The sequence below is a fragment of the Myroides phaeus genome (genome assembly GCF_900099675.1).
In the GTDB taxonomy this organism is placed as follows: Bacteria; Bacteroidota; Bacteroidia; order Flavobacteriales; family Flavobacteriaceae; genus Flavobacterium; species Flavobacterium phaeum.
Genome location: NZ_FNDQ01000003.1, coordinates 157,780 through 175,254, shown reverse-complemented (window position 1 = coordinate 175,254; position 17,475 = coordinate 157,780). Strand labels below are relative to the sequence as shown.

Annotated in this window: 16 protein-coding genes and 1 tRNA gene; 4 read left to right on the top strand and 13 right to left on the bottom strand. The window is 33.9% G+C overall.

The window, feature by feature from the left end; genetic code table 11:
* Positions 1 to 103: 103 nt before the first annotated feature.
* Positions 104 to 868, bottom strand: coding sequence for a class I SAM-dependent methyltransferase (locus tag BLT46_RS02690; RefSeq protein WP_090405785.1), 765 nt, complete (start codon positions 866 to 868; stop codon positions 104 to 106).
* Positions 869 to 882: 14 nt separating this feature from the next.
* On the bottom strand, positions 883 to 1,701 hold the full coding sequence (gene map / locus BLT46_RS02685; RefSeq protein WP_090405782.1) for a type I methionyl aminopeptidase: 819 nt from the start codon (positions 1,699 to 1,701) through the stop codon (positions 883 to 885).
* Positions 1,702 to 1,861: 160 nt separating this feature from the next.
* Here map and BLT46_RS02680 point away from each other — a divergent pair, with 160 nt between their 5' ends.
* Positions 1,862 to 3,133, top strand: a complete 1,272-nt coding sequence (locus BLT46_RS02680; RefSeq protein ID WP_090405779.1) for an acetyl-CoA hydrolase/transferase family protein — start codon at positions 1,862 to 1,864, stop codon at positions 3,131 to 3,133.
* 60 nt (positions 3,134 to 3,193) lie between these two features.
* Here the strand turns inward: BLT46_RS02680 and gpmI are convergent, their stop codons facing one another.
* Positions 3,194 to 4,711, bottom strand: coding sequence for a 2,3-bisphosphoglycerate-independent phosphoglycerate mutase (gene gpmI / locus BLT46_RS02675; RefSeq protein WP_090405777.1), 1,518 nt, complete (start codon positions 4,709 to 4,711; stop codon positions 3,194 to 3,196).
* Positions 4,712 to 4,901: 190 nt separating this feature from the next.
* On the opposite strand from gpmI, the gene BLT46_RS02670 reads away from it, so the two are divergent.
* Positions 4,902 to 5,636 (top strand): murein L,D-transpeptidase catalytic domain family protein, encoded by a 735-nt coding sequence (locus BLT46_RS02670; RefSeq protein ID WP_090405774.1) that lies wholly within the window; start codon positions 4,902 to 4,904, stop codon positions 5,634 to 5,636.
* Between the two features lie 103 nt (positions 5,637 to 5,739).
* Here the strand turns inward: BLT46_RS02670 and BLT46_RS02665 are convergent, their stop codons facing one another.
* Positions 5,740 to 7,290: a L,D-transpeptidase family protein gene (locus tag BLT46_RS02665; protein WP_245722926.1), complete on the bottom strand. Its 1,551-nt coding sequence runs from the start codon at positions 7,288 to 7,290 to the stop codon at positions 5,740 to 5,742.
* A 217-nt stretch (positions 7,291 to 7,507) separates the two neighbouring features.
* Here BLT46_RS02665 and BLT46_RS02660 point away from each other — a divergent pair, with 217 nt between their 5' ends.
* Positions 7,508 to 9,388 carry a TonB-dependent receptor plug domain-containing protein gene (locus BLT46_RS02660; protein WP_090405771.1) on the top strand — a complete coding sequence of 627 codons (1,881 nt, stop codon included), beginning with the start codon at positions 7,508 to 7,510 and terminating at the stop codon, positions 9,386 to 9,388.
* A 200-nt stretch (positions 9,389 to 9,588) separates the two neighbouring features.
* Here the strand turns inward: BLT46_RS02660 and BLT46_RS02655 are convergent, their stop codons facing one another.
* The 7 genes from BLT46_RS02655 to BLT46_RS02625 form a co-directional block, all read right to left on the bottom strand.
* Positions 9,589 to 10,239, bottom strand: a complete 651-nt coding sequence (locus BLT46_RS02655) for a WG repeat-containing protein (RefSeq protein ID WP_090405768.1) — start codon at positions 10,237 to 10,239, stop codon at positions 9,589 to 9,591.
* Between the two features lie 63 nt (positions 10,240 to 10,302).
* Positions 10,303 to 11,052: an SDR family NAD(P)-dependent oxidoreductase gene (locus tag BLT46_RS02650; protein ID WP_090405765.1), complete on the bottom strand. Its 750-nt coding sequence runs from the start codon at positions 11,050 to 11,052 to the stop codon at positions 10,303 to 10,305.
* 24 nt (positions 11,053 to 11,076) lie between these two features.
* Entirely contained in the window at positions 11,077 to 13,356 is a 2,280-nt protein-coding gene (locus BLT46_RS02645; RefSeq protein WP_090405763.1) for a hypothetical protein, read from the bottom strand.
* Between the two features lie 65 nt (positions 13,357 to 13,421).
* Entirely contained in the window at positions 13,422 to 13,994 is a 573-nt protein-coding gene (locus BLT46_RS02640) for a pentapeptide repeat-containing protein (protein ID WP_090405760.1), read from the bottom strand.
* 45 nt (positions 13,995 to 14,039) lie between these two features.
* On the bottom strand, positions 14,040 to 15,182 hold the full coding sequence (locus BLT46_RS02635) for a glutathionylspermidine synthase family protein (protein ID WP_090405757.1): 1,143 nt from the start codon (positions 15,180 to 15,182) through the stop codon (positions 14,040 to 14,042).
* A gap of 8 nt (positions 15,183 to 15,190) precedes the next feature.
* Positions 15,191 to 15,568, bottom strand: coding sequence for a hypothetical protein (locus BLT46_RS02630; protein ID WP_090405754.1), 378 nt, complete (start codon positions 15,566 to 15,568; stop codon positions 15,191 to 15,193).
* 6 nt (positions 15,569 to 15,574) lie between these two features.
* Positions 15,575 to 15,862 (bottom strand): hypothetical protein, encoded by a 288-nt coding sequence (locus tag BLT46_RS02625; protein WP_090405752.1) that lies wholly within the window; start codon positions 15,860 to 15,862, stop codon positions 15,575 to 15,577.
* Between the two features lie 183 nt (positions 15,863 to 16,045).
* Here BLT46_RS02625 and BLT46_RS02620 point away from each other — a divergent pair, with 183 nt between their 5' ends.
* The gene (locus BLT46_RS02620; protein ID WP_090405749.1) at positions 16,046 to 16,921 is read left to right on the top strand and encodes an AraC family transcriptional regulator; all 876 of its coding nucleotides are present in this window, start codon (positions 16,046 to 16,048) and stop codon (positions 16,919 to 16,921) included.
* A 42-nt stretch (positions 16,922 to 16,963) separates the two neighbouring features.
* On the opposite strand, the gene BLT46_RS02615 is transcribed toward BLT46_RS02620, so the two are convergent.
* Both BLT46_RS02615 and BLT46_RS02610 read right to left on the bottom strand, forming a co-directional pair.
* Positions 16,964 to 17,034, bottom strand: a tRNA-Trp gene (locus BLT46_RS02615).
* Positions 17,035 to 17,081: 47 nt separating this feature from the next.
* The gene (locus BLT46_RS02610; protein ID WP_090405746.1) at positions 17,082 to 17,450 is read right to left on the bottom strand and encodes a DUF983 domain-containing protein; all 369 of its coding nucleotides are present in this window, start codon (positions 17,448 to 17,450) and stop codon (positions 17,082 to 17,084) included.
* Between the last annotated feature and the right edge of the window lie 25 nt (positions 17,451 to 17,475).

Here is a 17,475-nt window from a genome sequence, read left to right as displayed (position 1 = left end):
GAAGAAGAAAGTCAAAATAGAGTTGATTTAGCCTTTTGATGTCTGAAGTAAAAAGTTTGTTATTTTGATTAATAACAGATTTTACTCAATTATAAATAAAAGGTTATTTAAAGCAAACGGGAATTATTTCTCCTTCTGCTAAGCAATATTTTTCAATTTCTTGTTTAGATAGTGTTTTGGTATAATCAACCTCTTTGACATTAAATCCTATTTTTCGCAATTTATCAAAGTAATCTCTACCATAAATACGAACGTGGTCATATTGTCCAAAGATTAATGTACGTTCTTTAGGGTCGGTGATAGAGTCGTCTTGGAATGTCTCTTGGCGATTTAAATCTTGTGGAATTTGGAAAATACCCATTCCACCTGGCTTAAGAATGCGGTATAGCTCTTGCATTGCTTTTGTGTCGTCAGGGATATGTTCCAATACGTGATTACACAAAATTATATCAAAGCTATTGTCTTCAAAAGGCAAGTTACATATATCAGCCTTTACATCAGCTAAAGGCGATTCTAAATCGGTTGTAGTATAGGTTAAATTAGCTTGCTTTCTGAACCTTTTGTAGAAAGCTTGTTCAGGAGCAAAGTGCAGTACTTTTTTAGGGGTACTAAAGAAGTCTGTTTCATTTTTTAAATAAAGCCAAAGCAGGCGATGTCTTTCTAAAGACAAGGTACTTGGTGATAAAACATTGTTTCGCTGTTTAGCGTACCCATAAGGTAAAAAACTTTTAAAACTCTTTCCGTCAATAGGGTCCGTATACGTATCACCCTTTAAATAAAAGGCAATAATAGGGCGAACAAGGTAGCTCAACCGAATTAAAATCGGTCGAGGTACAGTGTTCAATATTGTTTTGAAAAGTTTTTTCATAAAAGAAAAACGAATTATAAAACTAAAGGATTAGCTCTAAATTCATCTTCTTCATTACTTTCGATACCTAAAGCTTGGTAGATGTATTTGAAAGTAGAAAGTAATTCTGGTTTACCATTAACAAGAGCTACATCGTGTTCAAAGTGAGCAGATGGTTTTCCGTCACGAGTAACGATTGTCCATCCATCATTTAATTGTTTGATGTTTCTTGTACCTAAGTTGATCATAGGCTCAATAGCTACCACCATTCCTTCTACAAATTTCTTACCTCTTCCTGGTTTACCGTAGTTTGGCATTTCAGGATCTTCGTGCATTTTGCGTCCAACACCGTGTCCTACTAATTCGCGAACAACAGTATATCCTTCAGCCTCACAAAAACGTTGAATAGCGCTACCAACATCTTCTACGCGATTTCCAATGCGGAACTCACGAATACCTACATATAGCGATTCTTTTGTAATTTGTAATAACTTTTTAGTCTCAGCAGCAACTTCACCTACTTCAAAAGTATAAGCGTGGTCACCGTAGAAACCATTCATTACAGTACCACAGTCAATAGACACGATATCACCGTCTTCTAAAGGTCTGTTTGTTGGTAAACCGTGAACGATTTGTTCGTTTACACTTGTTAAAATAGAAGAAGGACATCCGTAAAGACCTTTAAATCCTGGTACAGCACCGTGATCTCTAATATATTCTTCTGCTTTTTTATCTAATTCTAAAGTCGTTACTCCTGGCTTTAGTTCTGTTGTAAGCATACCCAATGTTTTGGAAACAAGAAGGGCACTTTGTCTCATCAACTCAATTTCTTCTGGAGTTTTTGGAATGATCATACTTTAAATTTTTAAGTGGTACAAAATTACGCTATTGGAACGAATGAAAAAAATTAATAGAATTTGTTTTTTCTTGGACAATCAAATAGAAATACTTTAACTTAGCCTATTAGATGTTTTTAATTGTAAAAATTTGATTTTTAATACACAGTAATTTATTATGAAATATTCGTCGGCTCTTGAGGCTGCTAAGCTTGTCAAATCAGGAGATAGAATTTATGTACACTCAGTAGCTTGTACTCCTAACCATTTGATCGATGCTATTGTAGCACGAGCGTCAGAACTTAGAAATGTAGAGTTTTGTCATATTCACACGTTAGGGAAGGCTCCTTATGCTGATCCAAGTTTAAAAGAAAGTTTTCGCGTGAATTCTTTTTTTATTGGTGGAAATGTTCGCCATACGATTAAAGCAGGAAATGGAACATATACTCCTGTTTTTTTAAGTGAACTACCTGGTTTATTTAGAAAGGGATTAGTACCGTTAGATATTGTTTTAATTCAAGTTTCAGCACCAGATGAACACGGTTTTTGTTCGCTTGGGGCGTCAGTAGAAGCTACACCGGCTGCTATTGAAAATGCCAAAATTGTTATTGCTCAAGTGAATAGTTTTATGCCAAGAACATTTGGTGATAGTACAATTCACATTTCTAATATTGATGTTTTAGTAGAACATAATACGCCAATTTTGACTGAGTATTCAGTGAATATTAGTGAAGAAGAGGATAAGATTGGAAAGTATATTGCTGAGTTAATTGAAGACGGTAGTACGTTGCAAATGGGGATAGGTAATATTCCTGAAGCAGTATTGCAAAAATTGAAAAATCACAAACACTTAGGTTTACATACAGAGATGTTTGCAGATGGGGTTATTGATTTGATTGAAGCAGGCGCTTTAGATTGTACGCAAACGGTAGCTAATAAAGGTAGAGCAGTGTCTACTTTCTTTGTGGGAACTGAGCGTATTTATAAATATATGGATAATAATCCTTTCTTTATAATGAAGGATTGTTCTTATACAAATGATCCTTTTATTATCAGACAAAACCCAAATGTTGTGGCTATTAATTCTGCGGTAGAGATTGACTTAACAGGACAAATTTGTGCTGATTCAATCGGACATAGTTTGTATTCAGGAGTAGGAGGTCAGGTTGATTTTATGCGTGGTGCTACTATGAGTCCGGGAGGAAAAGCTATTATTGCGATGTCTGCAACAACTAAAAAAGGGGCAAATAAAATTGTTCCGTTCCTAAAAGAAGGGGCAGGAGTGGTTACTTCAAGAGCGCACGCACAATATATAGTAACTGAATTTGGAGTTGCTGATTTACGAGGGAAGTCAATTGACCAACGCGTTGAGGCATTAGCTAATATTGCACATCCAAACTTTAGAGAAGAAATTGTACGTGAGTATTACAACCGAACGTTAAGTAAATAGAAAGTTTATAAAATAAAAATAGCCACAGTATTGTGGCTATTTTTGTTTATGAGTAATTCATTATACTAATGAATGTCTTGTCATTTCTTCTGGTTGAGGTACTCCCATCAACTTTAAGATAGTTGGAGCTAAGTCACCAAGCACACCGTGGTTAACTTCTTTAATGTCTTTATCAACAATAATAATTGGCACCGGATTAGTAGTATGCGCTGTGTTTGGCGTACCATCAGGGTTAATCATTGTTTCACAGTTACCGTGGTCAGCTAAGATAATAGTTGTGTAATTGTTTTCTAAAGCAGTTGTAACCACTTCTTTTACACATTCGTCTACAGCCTCACACGCTTTGATAGCAGCAGACATCACACCTGTATGTCCTACCATATCACCATTAGCAAAGTTTAAACAAACAAAATCAACCTCACCTTTTTTCAATTCAGGAACAAGAGCGTCTTTTAAATCATAAGCACTCATTTCTGGTTTAAGGTCGTAAGTTGCTACTTTTGGAGAAGGGCAAAGCAATCTTGTTTCTCCTTCAAAAGGTACTTCACGCCCTCCTGAGAAGAAGAAAGTAACGTGTGGATATTTTTCTGTCTCTGCAATACGGATTTGTTTTTTACCGTGTTTTTCAAGAACCTCTCCTAAAGTATTTGTGATATTATCTTTGTCGTAAACAACGTGGATATTGTTAAACGTATCATCATAATTTGTCAAGGTAACAAAGTACAATGGTAGTTTCTTCATATTGTATTCAGCATTGTCTTCTTGTGAAAGAACGTGAGTTAATTCGCGACCTCTATCAGTACGGAAGTTGAAGAAGACAACCACATCATCAGCCTGAATTGTAGCCAATGGTTTATCATTTTGATCTACCATAATGATTGGTTCAATAAACTCATCCGTAATATTATTAGCGTAGCTTTCTTCTAAACTTTTTACAGCATTCGTAGAATGAACACCAGTTCCGTTTACTAATAAGTGGTATGCTTTAGCAACGCGTTCCCATCTTTTATCTCTGTCCATAGCGTAATAACGTCCAACGAGAGAAGCTAATTTAGCATTAGAAGTTTGTAAGTGGTTTTCTAATTGTTGTACGTGTTTGATACCAGACTTAGGGTCAACATCACGTCCGTCAGTAAATGCGTGTACAAAAATGTCTTTTACTCCTGCATTGTTAGCAGCATCTACTAAACCATATAAATGCTTTTCGTGCGAGTGAACTCCACCATCAGAAAGTAATCCTAAGAAGTGAACTTTCTTGTTGTTTTGTTTCGCGTAGTCAAACGCATTTTTTAAAGCGGCTTCATTAGCAATAGTACCACTTTCAACAGCCATATTAATTTTCACTAAATCTTGGTAAACAATTCTACCCGCACCTAAGTTCATATGTCCAACTTCAGAATTTCCCATTTGACCTTCAGGAAGTCCAACGTTAAGTCCGTCAGTTAAAACATAAGTATTAGGATATTGTGTATATAAGCTGTCTATAAAAGGAGTCTGTGCGTGTTCGATGGCAGAAACTTTAGGGTCTTGCGTTTGTCCCCAACCATCTAAAATCATTAAAATAACTTTTTTATTCATGATAAAAATATTTAATATTTGAGTTGTGTAAGACAAATTTACGCATAGTTCTGCTAAATCTTAAAAATTAACTTTTAAAAAAGACGAATTGCACGATAATTGTTTAAAAGAAAGTATGGATAGATAATTATTTTTTCTATTTTTACAAATCTTAAAAATGAATGTGAAATACTATTAATGAACAGGTTAAATGAAAAATAAGACGTTTTATTGCAGTTTGATTGCAATTATGCTATGTGGAAATTTTGTAGGAAATAGTACTTTAAATGCCGCAAAAAGTAAAAGTGATAATTTAACATATAAGATTGAAGAAACGAAAGAAGCGAGTTTTGAAACGAAGGCGAGTTCTTTGTTTTCAAAGTTAGATTTAAAAGGATTTGAAGCTCCTTCTCAAAACGTTTTTACAAAAGCGCTGAAAGGATATTATAAGTTAGCAGAATCAGGAAAAATACAGAATGAGAAGTTGACAATTGTAGATTTTAGTCTTTCGTCTTCTGTTCCTCGTTTATGGGTTATTGATTTAAAAGAAAATGCAGTTGTGTTGCAATCTTATGTTGCGCACGGTAGAAAGACTGGAGATGAGTTTGCTACTACATTTTCAAATAGAGAGAATTCACATATGAGTAGTCTTGGTTTTTATACGACCGGAGAAACATATAGTGGTAGAAATGGTTTTTCACTTCGCTTAGATGGTTTAGAATCTGGAATTAATGACAATGCACGTAAACGCGCAATTGTTATTCACGGTGCGGATTACGCTTCTCGCAAGCTTATTGATGCACAAGGGCGTTTAGGTCGTAGCTATGGCTGTCCTGCAGTGCCACAAGAGGTAAATAAAGAATTGATTGAATTAATCAAAGATAAGTCTTGTTTATTCATCTATTATCCAAGTAAAGATTATACAAATCGCTCTAAACTTGTTTAGTTAATAGTTGTTTATAAACAATAAAGAAGCCCATTGTTCTCATAGGACAATGGGCTTCTTTGTTTGTTGTATCTTCTCTATCAGAAGTTACGTTAGTTTGTAATTAATTTAGTTTTTGATATAAGTCATTATCAAAACCATAAACATCATTAAATCTCTTTATTTGTCCGTGATTATCTACTTGAATTGTCCAATATAATTGGTGAATAGTAATTCCTGTTTTATTAGTAGATATATTTTTCGTTTTTTCAGAGTCTAAAATAGACGTTATTTCATCTTTAGAAATTTCATTTTCTTGTACATCAAAAATAAACTGCGCTAAATCAAACGGATCTTGAACGCGTACACACCCTGAACTCAAGTTACGAGAAGCTCTGTTAAAGTTTGCTTTGTTTGGTGTGTCGTGAAGATAAACTGCGTGGTTGTTGTCAAACATAAATTTAACTCTACCTAACGTATTCCCTGGACCACCTTTTTGAACATATCTGTATGAGCTTGCTCTTGATGAATCCCAATTAGCAGGGTCAACAGCTTTTCCCGTTTTTTTGTCGTAAATAGTGAAATTTCTACTGCTAAAGTAGCTGAGATTATTAACTGCTTTAGGTACTAAATCATTCTTCAATATGGTAGGAGGTACTGTCCATGTTGGATTAAGTACTACTGTTTTTAATACTGAAGAAAGAATAGGCGTTTTTCTGGCAGTTGTACCAACAATTACTTTGTGTTTTTTGATGGTGTCACCCTGTGTTACAGCTACAAGGCTAAAGTCAGCAATGTTAATTAGAATATAGTTTTTACCTAAATCCCTTGGAAACCATCTCCAACGTTCAAGGTTGGTAACTAATAGTTTTTTAACTGCTTCTTCTTCGATAGTAATAGCATCTATTGTTTTCTTGTTGACAGTACCTGTTTCAATTAGCTTGTTGTTCTTTTGGAACTTTTTTAAACCAGCAATAACTTCTTTCGTATTGATATCATTGATGTCTAAAGTATCTGCATAGTAATTAAGAAAAGCTAAGTGTTTTTTTAGCTTGTTTAAACCGATTACAGTATCGTTTACTTTTGGAGCAGGTGTAGCAGTAATTTGAATAGTGTCTTTCTTTAACTCATAAAAACGAACAAGTTTTCCTCTTAAGTTTTTGTACATACTTGAAGGAGACCTAATGCTGTCAAAGCTTGTGTAAACTTCTTGGTTCTCTAATGCAATCAGCATTGTAGTAGGAATGTTGATTTCTTTTTTATCAATATCCCAATCGTTGTATAATCTGCGAGGATTTAATACACCGTTGAACAAATTGTTTATTGCACTATTATATGCTTTAGAATAAAGAAAGTCAGCTTCAATTTTTAAACTATCAGGTAAATCAACATAGCTGTTATTTAGCGAAGTTAGTTTGTCGATTTCTTTCGTTTTTACTTTAATACCATCTAAGTAAGATTCGTTTAAAGCTCTTAATAATTGCTCTCTGTTATCTTTTTCAGACCAGGCAATTTTATACTCGTTGTCGTGGTAAAATTGTTGCAGGTCTTTAGGAAGATTCGCCAGTTTTAGGGAATCAATGTTGATGGATGTGTCATCGTCAAGTGGATTAGCGTGTATAGAATCGCTGTACACCACTTGTGTGGCCATCGCATCAAATTTTTTGCAAGACATTAATAAAAATGTTGCTAAAAAACTTAATAATATTTCTCTCATAGCAAAGGATATATCCGGCAAATTTACTTGTTTTTTCAGTGATGTGCTATAATTTGATTTTTTTTTGCTAAAAAGAGCCAATTTGTGATTGTTATTTCCGGACTACTTTCTATTTTAAAACCGGACTACCTTTGTCGTGTGATATAAGGATAATTTTGCTGAAAATTATATTAAAATGGTTAAGAGAAGTGTTATTTTATCACTGATGCTTTCTGCTATTTCTGGTGTTTATGCACAAGAGAAAACAACAAGTGAACAAGAAATTACTAATAATATTGAAGAGATTGTTATCTATAATCAACGTTTACAACTTGCAAGTTCGTTGAAAAATAGAAACATCACTATTCTAAGCAAAGAACAGATAAAGCAATTACCTGTTTCTTCTGTGAATGAATTGCTTAGTTATGCAGCTGGTGTGGATTTACGCCAACGTGGTCCTTTTGGAACACAAGCAGATTTGAGTATTGATGGAGGTAGTTTTGAACAAAACTTATTGTTGTTAAATGGACAAAAGTTAACAGACCCACAAACAGGCCACAATGCGTTAAATATTCCAGTTCCTTTAGAGGCAATTGAAAGAGTAGAGATTCTACGCGGACCATCTGCCCGTTTATATGGAGTGAATAGTTTGACTGGTGTAGTTAATATCGTTACTAAAAACCCTTCTAAAGATGGTGTGTTTGCACACGTTTATGGAGGGACAAGTTTTAAGAAGGATAAAGAAGATGACCACGGAGATATGTTTAACGGACGTGGAGTACAAGTAGGTGGAACTGTGCTTAAGAAAAAGCATAACCACATGCTTTTTGGAACACACGATTCGGGTAATGGTTATAGATATAATACGGCATTTCATAATAACAAGGTTTTCTATCAAGGGAATATTGTTCCAAATGAAAACAACTCTATTATGGTGTTAGGGGGATATGCAAGAAGTTCATTTGGTGCAAATGGTTTCTATGCTGCTCCAGGGGATAAAAACTCAAAAGAAATTGTTAGTACTACATTTGCTAACTTTAGTTCTAAACATCGCTTAAGTGATAAGTTTTTATTATCGCCAAGTGTAGCTTACCGCTACAACTTTGACGATTATCAATATTTTAGACATAAACTTGATGTTGCACGTAGTAGACACTATACACACGCTATTACAGCAGATGTAAAAGGACAGTATGAAGTTGACTTTGGAAAGTTTAACGTAGGTGCTGAAATGAGATATGAGGAGATTAATTCTACTAATATTGGAGATCACAGCAAGAGTAATTATGGATTCTTTGCAGAGTTTCAACGTGAGTTTTTCAATAGCTTAGATATTAATCTTGGAGCTTATGTGAATTATAATACACAATATGGTTGGCAAGTGTTTCCAGGGATTGATATGAGTTATGCATTCAATTCTAATTGGAAGGCTGTATTTAGTGCAGGAACAAGTCAGCGTTTACCATCGTTTACTGATTTATATTTAAATCAAAGACCTGGGAATGTTGGTAATCCTGATTTAGATCCAGAAAAAGCTTACCAAGTAGAAGGGGGAGCAAAATATATTAAAGACGGATTCTCTGCTGAAGCATTTGTGTTTTACCGCGATATAGATGAGTTTATTCACTGGGTACGCTCAGATGTGTCTCAACCTTTTGAGCCTGTAAATGCTGCTAAGAATAAAACAACAGGAGTTAATACAACATTCAAATATGCGTTCGGAAATGATGTATCTCAATGGAATCTTGGTTTAGCTTATACTTATTTATCACCAAAACTTGAGAATAGAGCAGAGAATAAAATTTCTAAATATTCTTCAGAGGCTTTAAAACATCAAGTAGTTGGTACAATTAATTATAAGTATAAAAACTTTAGTACAGCGTTTGTCAATCGTTTTAACGACCGATTAAGCTATAAGAGTTATTGGGTGAATGATATTAGAGTGAGTTATACTTTAGAAAAGTTTAATTTCTATGTAGATGCTCAAAATATCTTCAATACAACATACAACGAGGCTGGGGTAGTACCAATGCCTGGCAGATGGTTTACATTAGGTGTTAAATTTAATGGATTATAGTTCTTCGGAATTATTGATTATAGTTAGCTATGAAAAGCAATCTTACAGAGTGTAAGGTTGCTTTTTTGTTATACACTATTTAGAAGGAAGATGAGGTTTGCTTTAGAAGTCAATAAAAAAGGTCATAAAAGTTTTTAGCTTTTATGACCTTTCTTTTTTTTGTTGCAGTAGCAAATAGTATTGACACGCAATATTTATTTTTAGTCTGCTATTTTTATTCCTTTTTTATTGATAACAAAAGAGCGGAACTTTATTTCAACACGTGCTTCACCATCTTCAAAGTTACTTGCATAATCGTATTGAAAAGGGATTACTGTCTTTCCTTGGTGATTGATATACCCAAATAAGTTGTTTTTTGAAGCAAGCGCTAATCCGTCTGAGAAACTTCCTACAAAGTCATATTCTGCATCAATCACTTTTTCTCCTTTCGTATTAAAGAACCCCCATTTATCAGCATCTACATAGGCTATTTTAAATTCACTACTTGTTTGTAGTTCTTCATAAGAAAAAGGAATGATAACCTCTCCTTTGTCGTTTATAGCTCCTTGAAAGTCGTCTGTGGTAACAATAGAAACGCCATCTATAAAAGATTCGATTTGATAAAACAACGGTTCAATATAGATTTCATCTTGCGCGTTTTTGATACCGAATAATTCCAATTCAGGATCCTGATACCAACGCAATCCTTTTTTAAACTTAAAGTCTGGATCATTCTTTAAGTCAATAAAGATAGTATCTGTTTTGAAAGTACTTTCAACAAGATATTCATAGTTAATAGAAGACTTTTTAACAGCCCAACTATTGGTGCAATATAATGCCAAAAATAGGCTAATTGCTATTGTTTTTTTCATAGGACAAAGTGCGCTAATAGTGCCACAAATGTATTCTTTAAAGTGAGACTAAAAAGAAAAAAATTATACTTTTTTATTGAAGGCAGAAGGTCCTGCTTGCGCCTTTGGAAATACCGTCATATCAGCTATTTGTACGTGCTCAGGTTGGTTTACAGCATAAGCAATTGCATTAGCGATATCTTGTGCTGCAAGTGGTGTGTATCCTTTGTAAACCTGATCAGCTTTTTCTTTGTCTCCTTTAAAGCGAACAACAGAGAATTCTGTTTCAACTGCTCCTGGTGCAATATTGGTTACTTTGATACCACTTGTTAATAAATCTAAGCGCATTCCCTTAGATAAAGCTTCGACTGCCGCTTTTGAAGCACAGTAAACAGTTCCGTTTTGGTACGTTTCTTTTCCTGCAATAGAAGATAGGTTTACAATATGCCCAGATTGATTTGGCATCATCAATGGTAAGACTGCTTTTGTAACATAGATAACTCCTTTAACATTGATATCTATCATCGCTTCTAAATCGTTAATATCTGCCTCTTGAAAGCTTGCTAAACCGTGTGCGTTTCCAGCATTGTTTACTAAAACATCAACGTGTTGCCATTGTTGCGGTAGTGAGTTAATTGCTGCAAACGTTTCTTCTTTGTGACTAACATCAAAAGTTAGTGTGGTTACTTCAGTTACTTTAGAAAGTTCTTGGGCAATTTCATTTAGTTTCTCTGCTCTACGACCACATAAAATTAAGCGGTGATTAGGAGCTAACGTTTCAGCAGTTGCTTTTCCAATTCCGGATGTAGCTCCTGTTATTAAGGCTGTTTTCATTTGTTTATATCGTGTTTTGTTGATTTATAATATTGTTTGTTTTAATCCTTGCATTACACAAAGCCATAAGTAGTTGAAAAAAGATTTCTCTTGAATACGATCTACCTTTTTAATGTCTACTGTTTTCACATCTCCTTTTGTGTTTTTGCGAATAAAAAGATTACCCAAAGCTGAAAGAACACGTCTCTTCGCTTTACCATCTTTGCGATAAAGGGTAACTTTTAAATCTTTGTATTCCATTCCAAAAGTTCCTGTCGCAGAGGTATTGTTTCCGTTGAAATTGAATTTGACAATATCTAATGTACCTTCTGTTGAAGCTTTGACGTAAGGTTGTAAAAACTGGTGCATTGCCGTTGCCGGAAAGTTAGTAATTACTCCTTGAATATTAAACTGATCACGTCTGTTTAATATATTGAAAGACCAATCAACGCGAATTGGTGCTGCATTCATAAATCGCGCATCTACGGCAATTGTAGTACGTGGAACTTTCGTTCTATTGAAGCCACTGTAAACATTGTTGATTGTAGCACTAAAATTGGTAAATAAGATCTTACCAGGGGCTATGGCTTTTTCATCTGTTTCCTCATATACTAATTTAGAACGGCGAATGGTAACTTGATCTACTTGCATTCCGAATTTTAAGTCCCTTAGTTTTTTACTAAACATCGGTTTAATACTCATATTAAATTCAGGCGCTTTATCTCTAAAAATGTTAGCATCAATATTTTCGATGTGGATGTTTTTAGTGTAAAAATCGAACACGCCATTTTTATCAAATCCCCATTTGTAGTCAGTTAAGGCTATTTCATTGGCAGATAAATTAAAAATATCGTCAGCATATCTAAACATACTCACCGTTTTTTTACGAGAGTATTTAGGTTTCATTGCAAAGTTCTTCATTACCAACTTGTTGTCAGTAATATTTAGATTATCAGCGTGTATGTCGTAAAACTTCTGTGTATTATAATAGATTTTATCTACCTGTAGAAGAGTGTTCTTATAAGTAAACGGAACCTTTTCTAAGGTTGTTTGTTCATTGATATTAATGTCTTGAATAGTTGCATTAATATTGTTAAGTTCTAAAGTGTTTTTCTCGTATTTCTCTTCCTTTAAAACGTAATTAGCATTTTTAAGAACAAGAGAGTCGATAAAAATACGGTCGTCAATTTGTTTTAATTTAGCTTTTGGCGCATTAAACTTCTCTTTAGGTGTATGTGTAACAAGTGCATTCTCTAACTTTATTTTATCAATGCGGAGTGTGTCATATACACTGTTTTTGATATTGTGGATCCACAGATTAGCTCTGTTTGTATTCCATACATCAAGAGAGTTGAAGTGAAAATTAGTAATTTTAATATCCCCAATCTTTAAGTCAAACGGAATAAGAGGAGGGAGTACTTTTTGAGTTGTTTTTTTTAGCTCTTTTTGTGTTTTTTGTTTTTTCTGTAAAACTTTAAACGAAGTAGAGTCTGTTTGTATCGTACTTATTTCAACATAAAAATCACGGTTGTCTCTATATCCCCAGTCAGTTCCTAATAATTCAAGTTTAGGAATGTTTAGCAATAATAAGTTGTCTTTTTCGAGCGAGTCAATTTGTTGTCGAATAGGACGAATAGTAATTTTGTTTGCGATAAACTTATCAGGGTCTATCTGAATGCTACCAATTTTTAATCTGTGCAAATCGTTCAACCTATTGTAAACAGAATCACAAGACATTGTGTATTTTTCGTATGTAAAAGGAATAGGCTTGTTTTTAGTTTCCATTCCAAAGTGCACCCCTAATATATCAGCATTAAAATTAAACACTTCATTGATGAGGTGATTGTCTTTAATTGCTTTGATTTTTACGTGTGCATTCTCAACAAATATTTTGCTGATATCAATACTATTAGTAAGGTCAAACTTTTTGGCAGGAGGAGGAACACTATCGCTCTGCATCACTGTAAAGTCAGGTTCAACTAATCTAATTTTATTAGCAATTAAGTTATGGTTTCTAAACAACTCTTTAAAACCAACACCTTGAACTACGATTTTTTTAACCGTACCAGAGATATAAGTTTTGTTTTCTTGTTTCAGAGATTCTTTAGGGGTTAACTCAATTCCAGACACAGTAAGTTTGCGTAGCGCCAAAGAATAATCTACGTCTTTGTAGGAAAAGTTATAAGGAGTATCGTTTTTGTCTGCTATAATTTCGGGTAATTTCGTATTGACAAATTTGTTTAAGAAAGTTTGCCCGAAGAAGTAAACAATTAAGAAGAATATTCCTCCGTAAAGGAATATTCTTTTACCGAAAGTTAATTTCATATATTTTCTATATTAAAACGTAATAAAGGTACGTTTTTGTTACAAAAAAATGAAGTAAACTTAAATTATTTTAAAACTAATTGATGTTGCGTTAGTAATCCTGCTAATCCTTGAGCAGAGAAAATAGCCTTTTTAAGCTTAGTAGATTGTGGGTCAATTTCGTAATTATAACTTGTATAAAAGTCTGCTTTTTCTGCGTTAGCCTTAGTAAATACAGCGCGATATAAGTTACAATTGTCAAACATAGCCATTGTCAAATCGGCCTCCATAAAGTCAGCACTAACTAAACTACAATTTGAAAACAGTTGACGTTTCAGTTTTAATCCATAGAACTGTGTAAATTCAAGATTACAATCCGTAAAAGTAAACTCAAAAATAGTTTGATCTATCATTGCAAAGTTTACTCTTGTAAAGTTACACTTGTTGAAATTACAGTTTCTAATACCAACATAGTTCACTTCAGCATCTTTAAAATTACATTCAGTAAAGTCGCAATCAATAAACAAGGTTGCTAAAAAAGAACAAGCACTCAAGTCACAGTTGATAAACTTACAGTTCTCAAACTCTCTAAAAGAAATGTCGTTAAAGTTGAAAACAGTGTTTTCGTATGTCTTGTCGTATATAAATTCTGGGGTCATCTAAGTTTGTTTTTATGTTTGAGAATTATAAATAATACCCAAGACTTATTCAATAATATGAGGTATAAATCTACTTTTATCCGTTGTAATTAGCTTATCACTTTCTCTAAAAGTGATACCACAAGGTTCTTGACCAATTACCCAGCTACCAATAATAGAGTACCCGGTTTCTTCTTTGTGAAGATGCGCTAATTCTTGACAGATGTATCCTTCTTCACCATATTCACCAGCAGAAGCCTCGATAATTTGGTTGTTTTTATACATTGTAACATTAGCACCCTCTCTTGAAAGTAAAGGTTTCTTTACGTAATCAGACATTCCCTTAGGTTCGTCAAAGTACGTTTCCAATAAAAGAGGATGGTTAGGATATAATTTCCACAACACAGCCATAATCGCCTTATTAGAAAGAATCATCTTCCAAGCTGGTTCAATCCAATTTGCTTTTGCAGTATCATTTGGAATATGCAGAGCAAACGGTTCGTAGATTAACCATTCCCAAGGATAAAGCTTAAAGATATCAGTGATAACTTCTTCCTCTAAATCAGTGAATGTATCACCATTCCAACCAATATCATCGATGTAAATAAGCTTTGTATTTATACCTGCCTGCATAGCGCAGTCTCTTAAGTACTCTAAGTTAGTTAAGTCTTCAAGCGACTCTCTAACGCAGCTAAAATGTAGGGTATCTCCTTTTAAATAAGGTTTAATTTCTTGCCACGACTCAATTAATCTATCGTGAACAGAGTTAAATTGGTCAACGCTATCTTTAAAGTAGTTTTGCATCCACTGCCATTGTACAACACCAGTTTCATACAATGAAGTAGGCGTGTCAGCATTAAATTCTAACACCTTTAATTGTTTTTTTTGTTCATCAAAGACAAAGTCAAAGCGGCCATAGATACTCGGCACGTCATTTTCCCAAGAATCTTCTATGTATTGATGAATATAGACAGGAATTTGAAACTGATCGTATAATTTGTTTGAAATAACGTGGTCAACAGCTTCTAAGCACATTGTCCATAAATCCGCTGTTGCAGTATACACTTCATCAGCAAAAGCTTCGTTAATACTATAATAGTAGTTTTCTACCCAATACGGAGTGTTTTCATCATCCGTATGATAACCAAAACCATTTTGTTCTAAGCGATGTTGCCAATTAACATCAACAGTTAAATATTTTATTTTCATTTCAATCGTTAAGAAGAAGCACTACTATTTTTAGCAGTCGCCGTTTTTCCAAAACCACCTCTTGCAGATTGAGTTTTGGCATAAGCATTTGCTTTGTGCGTATTATTACCAACATTTGATTGAGGAGCAATTCCTTGGCTTGTATAGCCCATACCACCACCCATCATAGGGCGGAAAGCCATATACCATAAAAAAGCACTACCCATTCCCATACCACCACTTCTTTGTTGTTGGTATTGGTCTGTTACCTCTGTATAAGGAGCGCTACTATCAGCACGCATATAGACACGTTGCTTTTGTTCTTGGTTTTCTTGTGGCTTAGAACACGCGGCTAAAGTCGCCGTAATCAGTACAAGAGAAACTGCTTTACTACTTTTCCTTCTCATATTCAATTATTCAACAGTTACATAAATAGGTGTTTTCACTAATGTAGTAGGTGTTTTTTCTCCCCACACAGTAATTTCTTTAGGTGTTTTTACAGTATCAACTTTTTGTGCAACTAATTGTCCGTTAGCCCATATTTTTTGGCTTGTAATATGCAAGATGCTATCACCAACAACCACAGCTTTCAGTGTAACTTCTCTGGCAGATTGTTTGTCAATAGGTTCTAAGTTGTTTTGTTTTTGTTCAGAACAAGAAACTAATGTAAAAACGAATAAAAGAGGTAATATATATTTCATAAGAAATTCAATTAAAGGCTTAAAGATAATAAAGTTTGCTAAGAAAAGGAGGTAAAATAGTAGCTGCCCCTTTTTGACTTATTTTGTAATTGCGAATATTTTGTATGTATTTCACGTATGGAGAATAGGGGTGAGTAAGCGATTATTGTTTTATTTGTTACTTTTGACCTTTAATTTTTGAGAATGGATGAAATAACTATCTTACAAATGCGTGATTTGACGAAGAATGTACTTCGTGCTGATTTTTATGCAAATACAATTCCTAAGCATCTAATCTCAAATCATACACATATTGAGAAACCTCATAAACATAATTTTTATACCTGTATGATATTTACCAATGGATCAGGGACACACGAGATAGACTTTAATAGTTTTGAGGTAAAAAGAGGTGCTGTTTTTATGCTTGCACCAGGGCAAACACATAGTTGGGAATTGTCAGCTGATATAGATGGTTATATCTTTTTTCATACACAGGAGTTTTTCGACTTGTTTTTTGTAAGAGAGACAGTACGCGAATATCCTGTTTTCAAATCTGCAATTTATCCAAATGGTTTTGTTGTAGAAGAAAAGGAGATTGATTCTATTGTTTATTTAATGAAGCAGATGGTTGCTGAGGTTAAAAGTGCAAAATGGAAGAAAAATAATGTATTGGTAAGTTTAGCTTCTTTGTTTTATGTACAAGCAAACAGAATGTTGTTACACGGAGAATCATTTAAGGTAGTTGCAAATATGCATTACAATAACCATTTTCAACATTTTGAAGACTTATTAGAAAAGAACTTTAGAACAGAGAAGTCTGCTGCGGTATATGGAGAGTGGATGAATATGACGCAAAAGCATTTAAATAGAATTTGTAAGACACTTGTTGATAAAACGACAACAGATATAATATTGGATAGAGTAGTGCTTGAGGCAAAACGTATGCTTTTATATACAGGCAAAAGTTTTAGTGATATAGCAGTGATTTTAGGCTATGAAGATTACTCTTATTTTTCAAAAGTATTCAAAAAGAAAACAGGCTATACTCCGAAAGATTTTATGAAGAAATATGAATAAAAAAAAACTCCTTAATTTCTTAAGGAGTTTTTTGTTGATCTGCACGGGTGGAGGGATTCGAACCCCCATCAACGGTTTTGGAGACCGCTATTCTACCCTTGAACTACACCCGTTTGTGTTTTTCAGTGGTGCAAATATAAAGAACTTTTATTTAATAATCCTACTCTTTTTTATAAAACATATTCAACCACATAATTCTTGATAATCTATAGTTGAACGTCCATAAAATAAAGACTACGAAGACAATTGCAATGAAAGTTTGTAGTAAATTGATATTCAGGCCAAAACCTGCATTTAAAATATAGCGAATTACCATTACTGCTACCATTTCAGCTACTGTAAGAGCATAACTCATATACATAGCACCGAAATAAAAACCTGTTTCTCTGTGAAAATTATATCCACAAGAAGTACAATCTTTAGTCATTTTCGGCATTCTGAACGTAACAGGATTTCCATTATCGTGAAAAATCTTCTCTTTTCCACAGTTTGGACACTTACCGCTAACAACTCTACTGATATAAGACATAATCTAATTTTTGTGCAAATTTCGT

Coding starts and splice junctions, on each gene's coding strand:
- BLT46_RS02690 (WP_090405785.1), bottom strand. CDS start 868: ATGAAAAAACTTTTCAAAACAATATTGAACACTGTACCTCGACCGATT.
- map (WP_090405782.1), bottom strand. CDS start 1,701: ATGATCATTCCAAAAACTCCAGAAGAAATTGAGTTGATGAGACAAAGT.
- BLT46_RS02680 (WP_090405779.1), top strand. CDS start 1,862: ATGAAATATTCGTCGGCTCTTGAGGCTGCTAAGCTTGTCAAATCAGGA.
- gpmI (WP_090405777.1), bottom strand. CDS start 4,711: ATGAATAAAAAAGTTATTTTAATGATTTTAGATGGTTGGGGACAAACG.
- BLT46_RS02670 (WP_090405774.1), top strand. CDS start 4,902: ATGAAAAATAAGACGTTTTATTGCAGTTTGATTGCAATTATGCTATGT.
- BLT46_RS02665 (WP_245722926.1), bottom strand. CDS start 7,290: ATGTCTTGCAAAAAATTTGATGCGATGGCCACACAAGTGGTGTACAGC.
- BLT46_RS02660 (WP_090405771.1), top strand. CDS start 7,508: ATGGTTAAGAGAAGTGTTATTTTATCACTGATGCTTTCTGCTATTTCT.
- BLT46_RS02655 (WP_090405768.1), bottom strand. CDS start 10,239: ATGAAAAAAACAATAGCAATTAGCCTATTTTTGGCATTATATTGCACC.
- BLT46_RS02650 (WP_090405765.1), bottom strand. CDS start 11,052: ATGAAAACAGCCTTAATAACAGGAGCTACATCCGGAATTGGAAAAGCA.
- BLT46_RS02645 (WP_090405763.1), bottom strand. CDS start 13,356: ATGAAATTAACTTTCGGTAAAAGAATATTCCTTTACGGAGGAATATTC.
- BLT46_RS02640 (WP_090405760.1), bottom strand. CDS start 13,994: ATGACCCCAGAATTTATATACGACAAGACATACGAAAACACTGTTTTC.
- BLT46_RS02635 (WP_090405757.1), bottom strand. CDS start 15,182: ATGAAAATAAAATATTTAACTGTTGATGTTAATTGGCAACATCGCTTA.
- BLT46_RS02630 (WP_090405754.1), bottom strand. CDS start 15,568: ATGAGAAGGAAAAGTAGTAAAGCAGTTTCTCTTGTACTGATTACGGCG.
- BLT46_RS02625 (WP_090405752.1), bottom strand. CDS start 15,862: ATGAAATATATATTACCTCTTTTATTCGTTTTTACATTAGTTTCTTGT.
- BLT46_RS02620 (WP_090405749.1), top strand. CDS start 16,046: ATGGATGAAATAACTATCTTACAAATGCGTGATTTGACGAAGAATGTA.
- BLT46_RS02610 (WP_090405746.1), bottom strand. CDS start 17,450: ATGTCTTATATCAGTAGAGTTGTTAGCGGTAAGTGTCCAAACTGTGGA.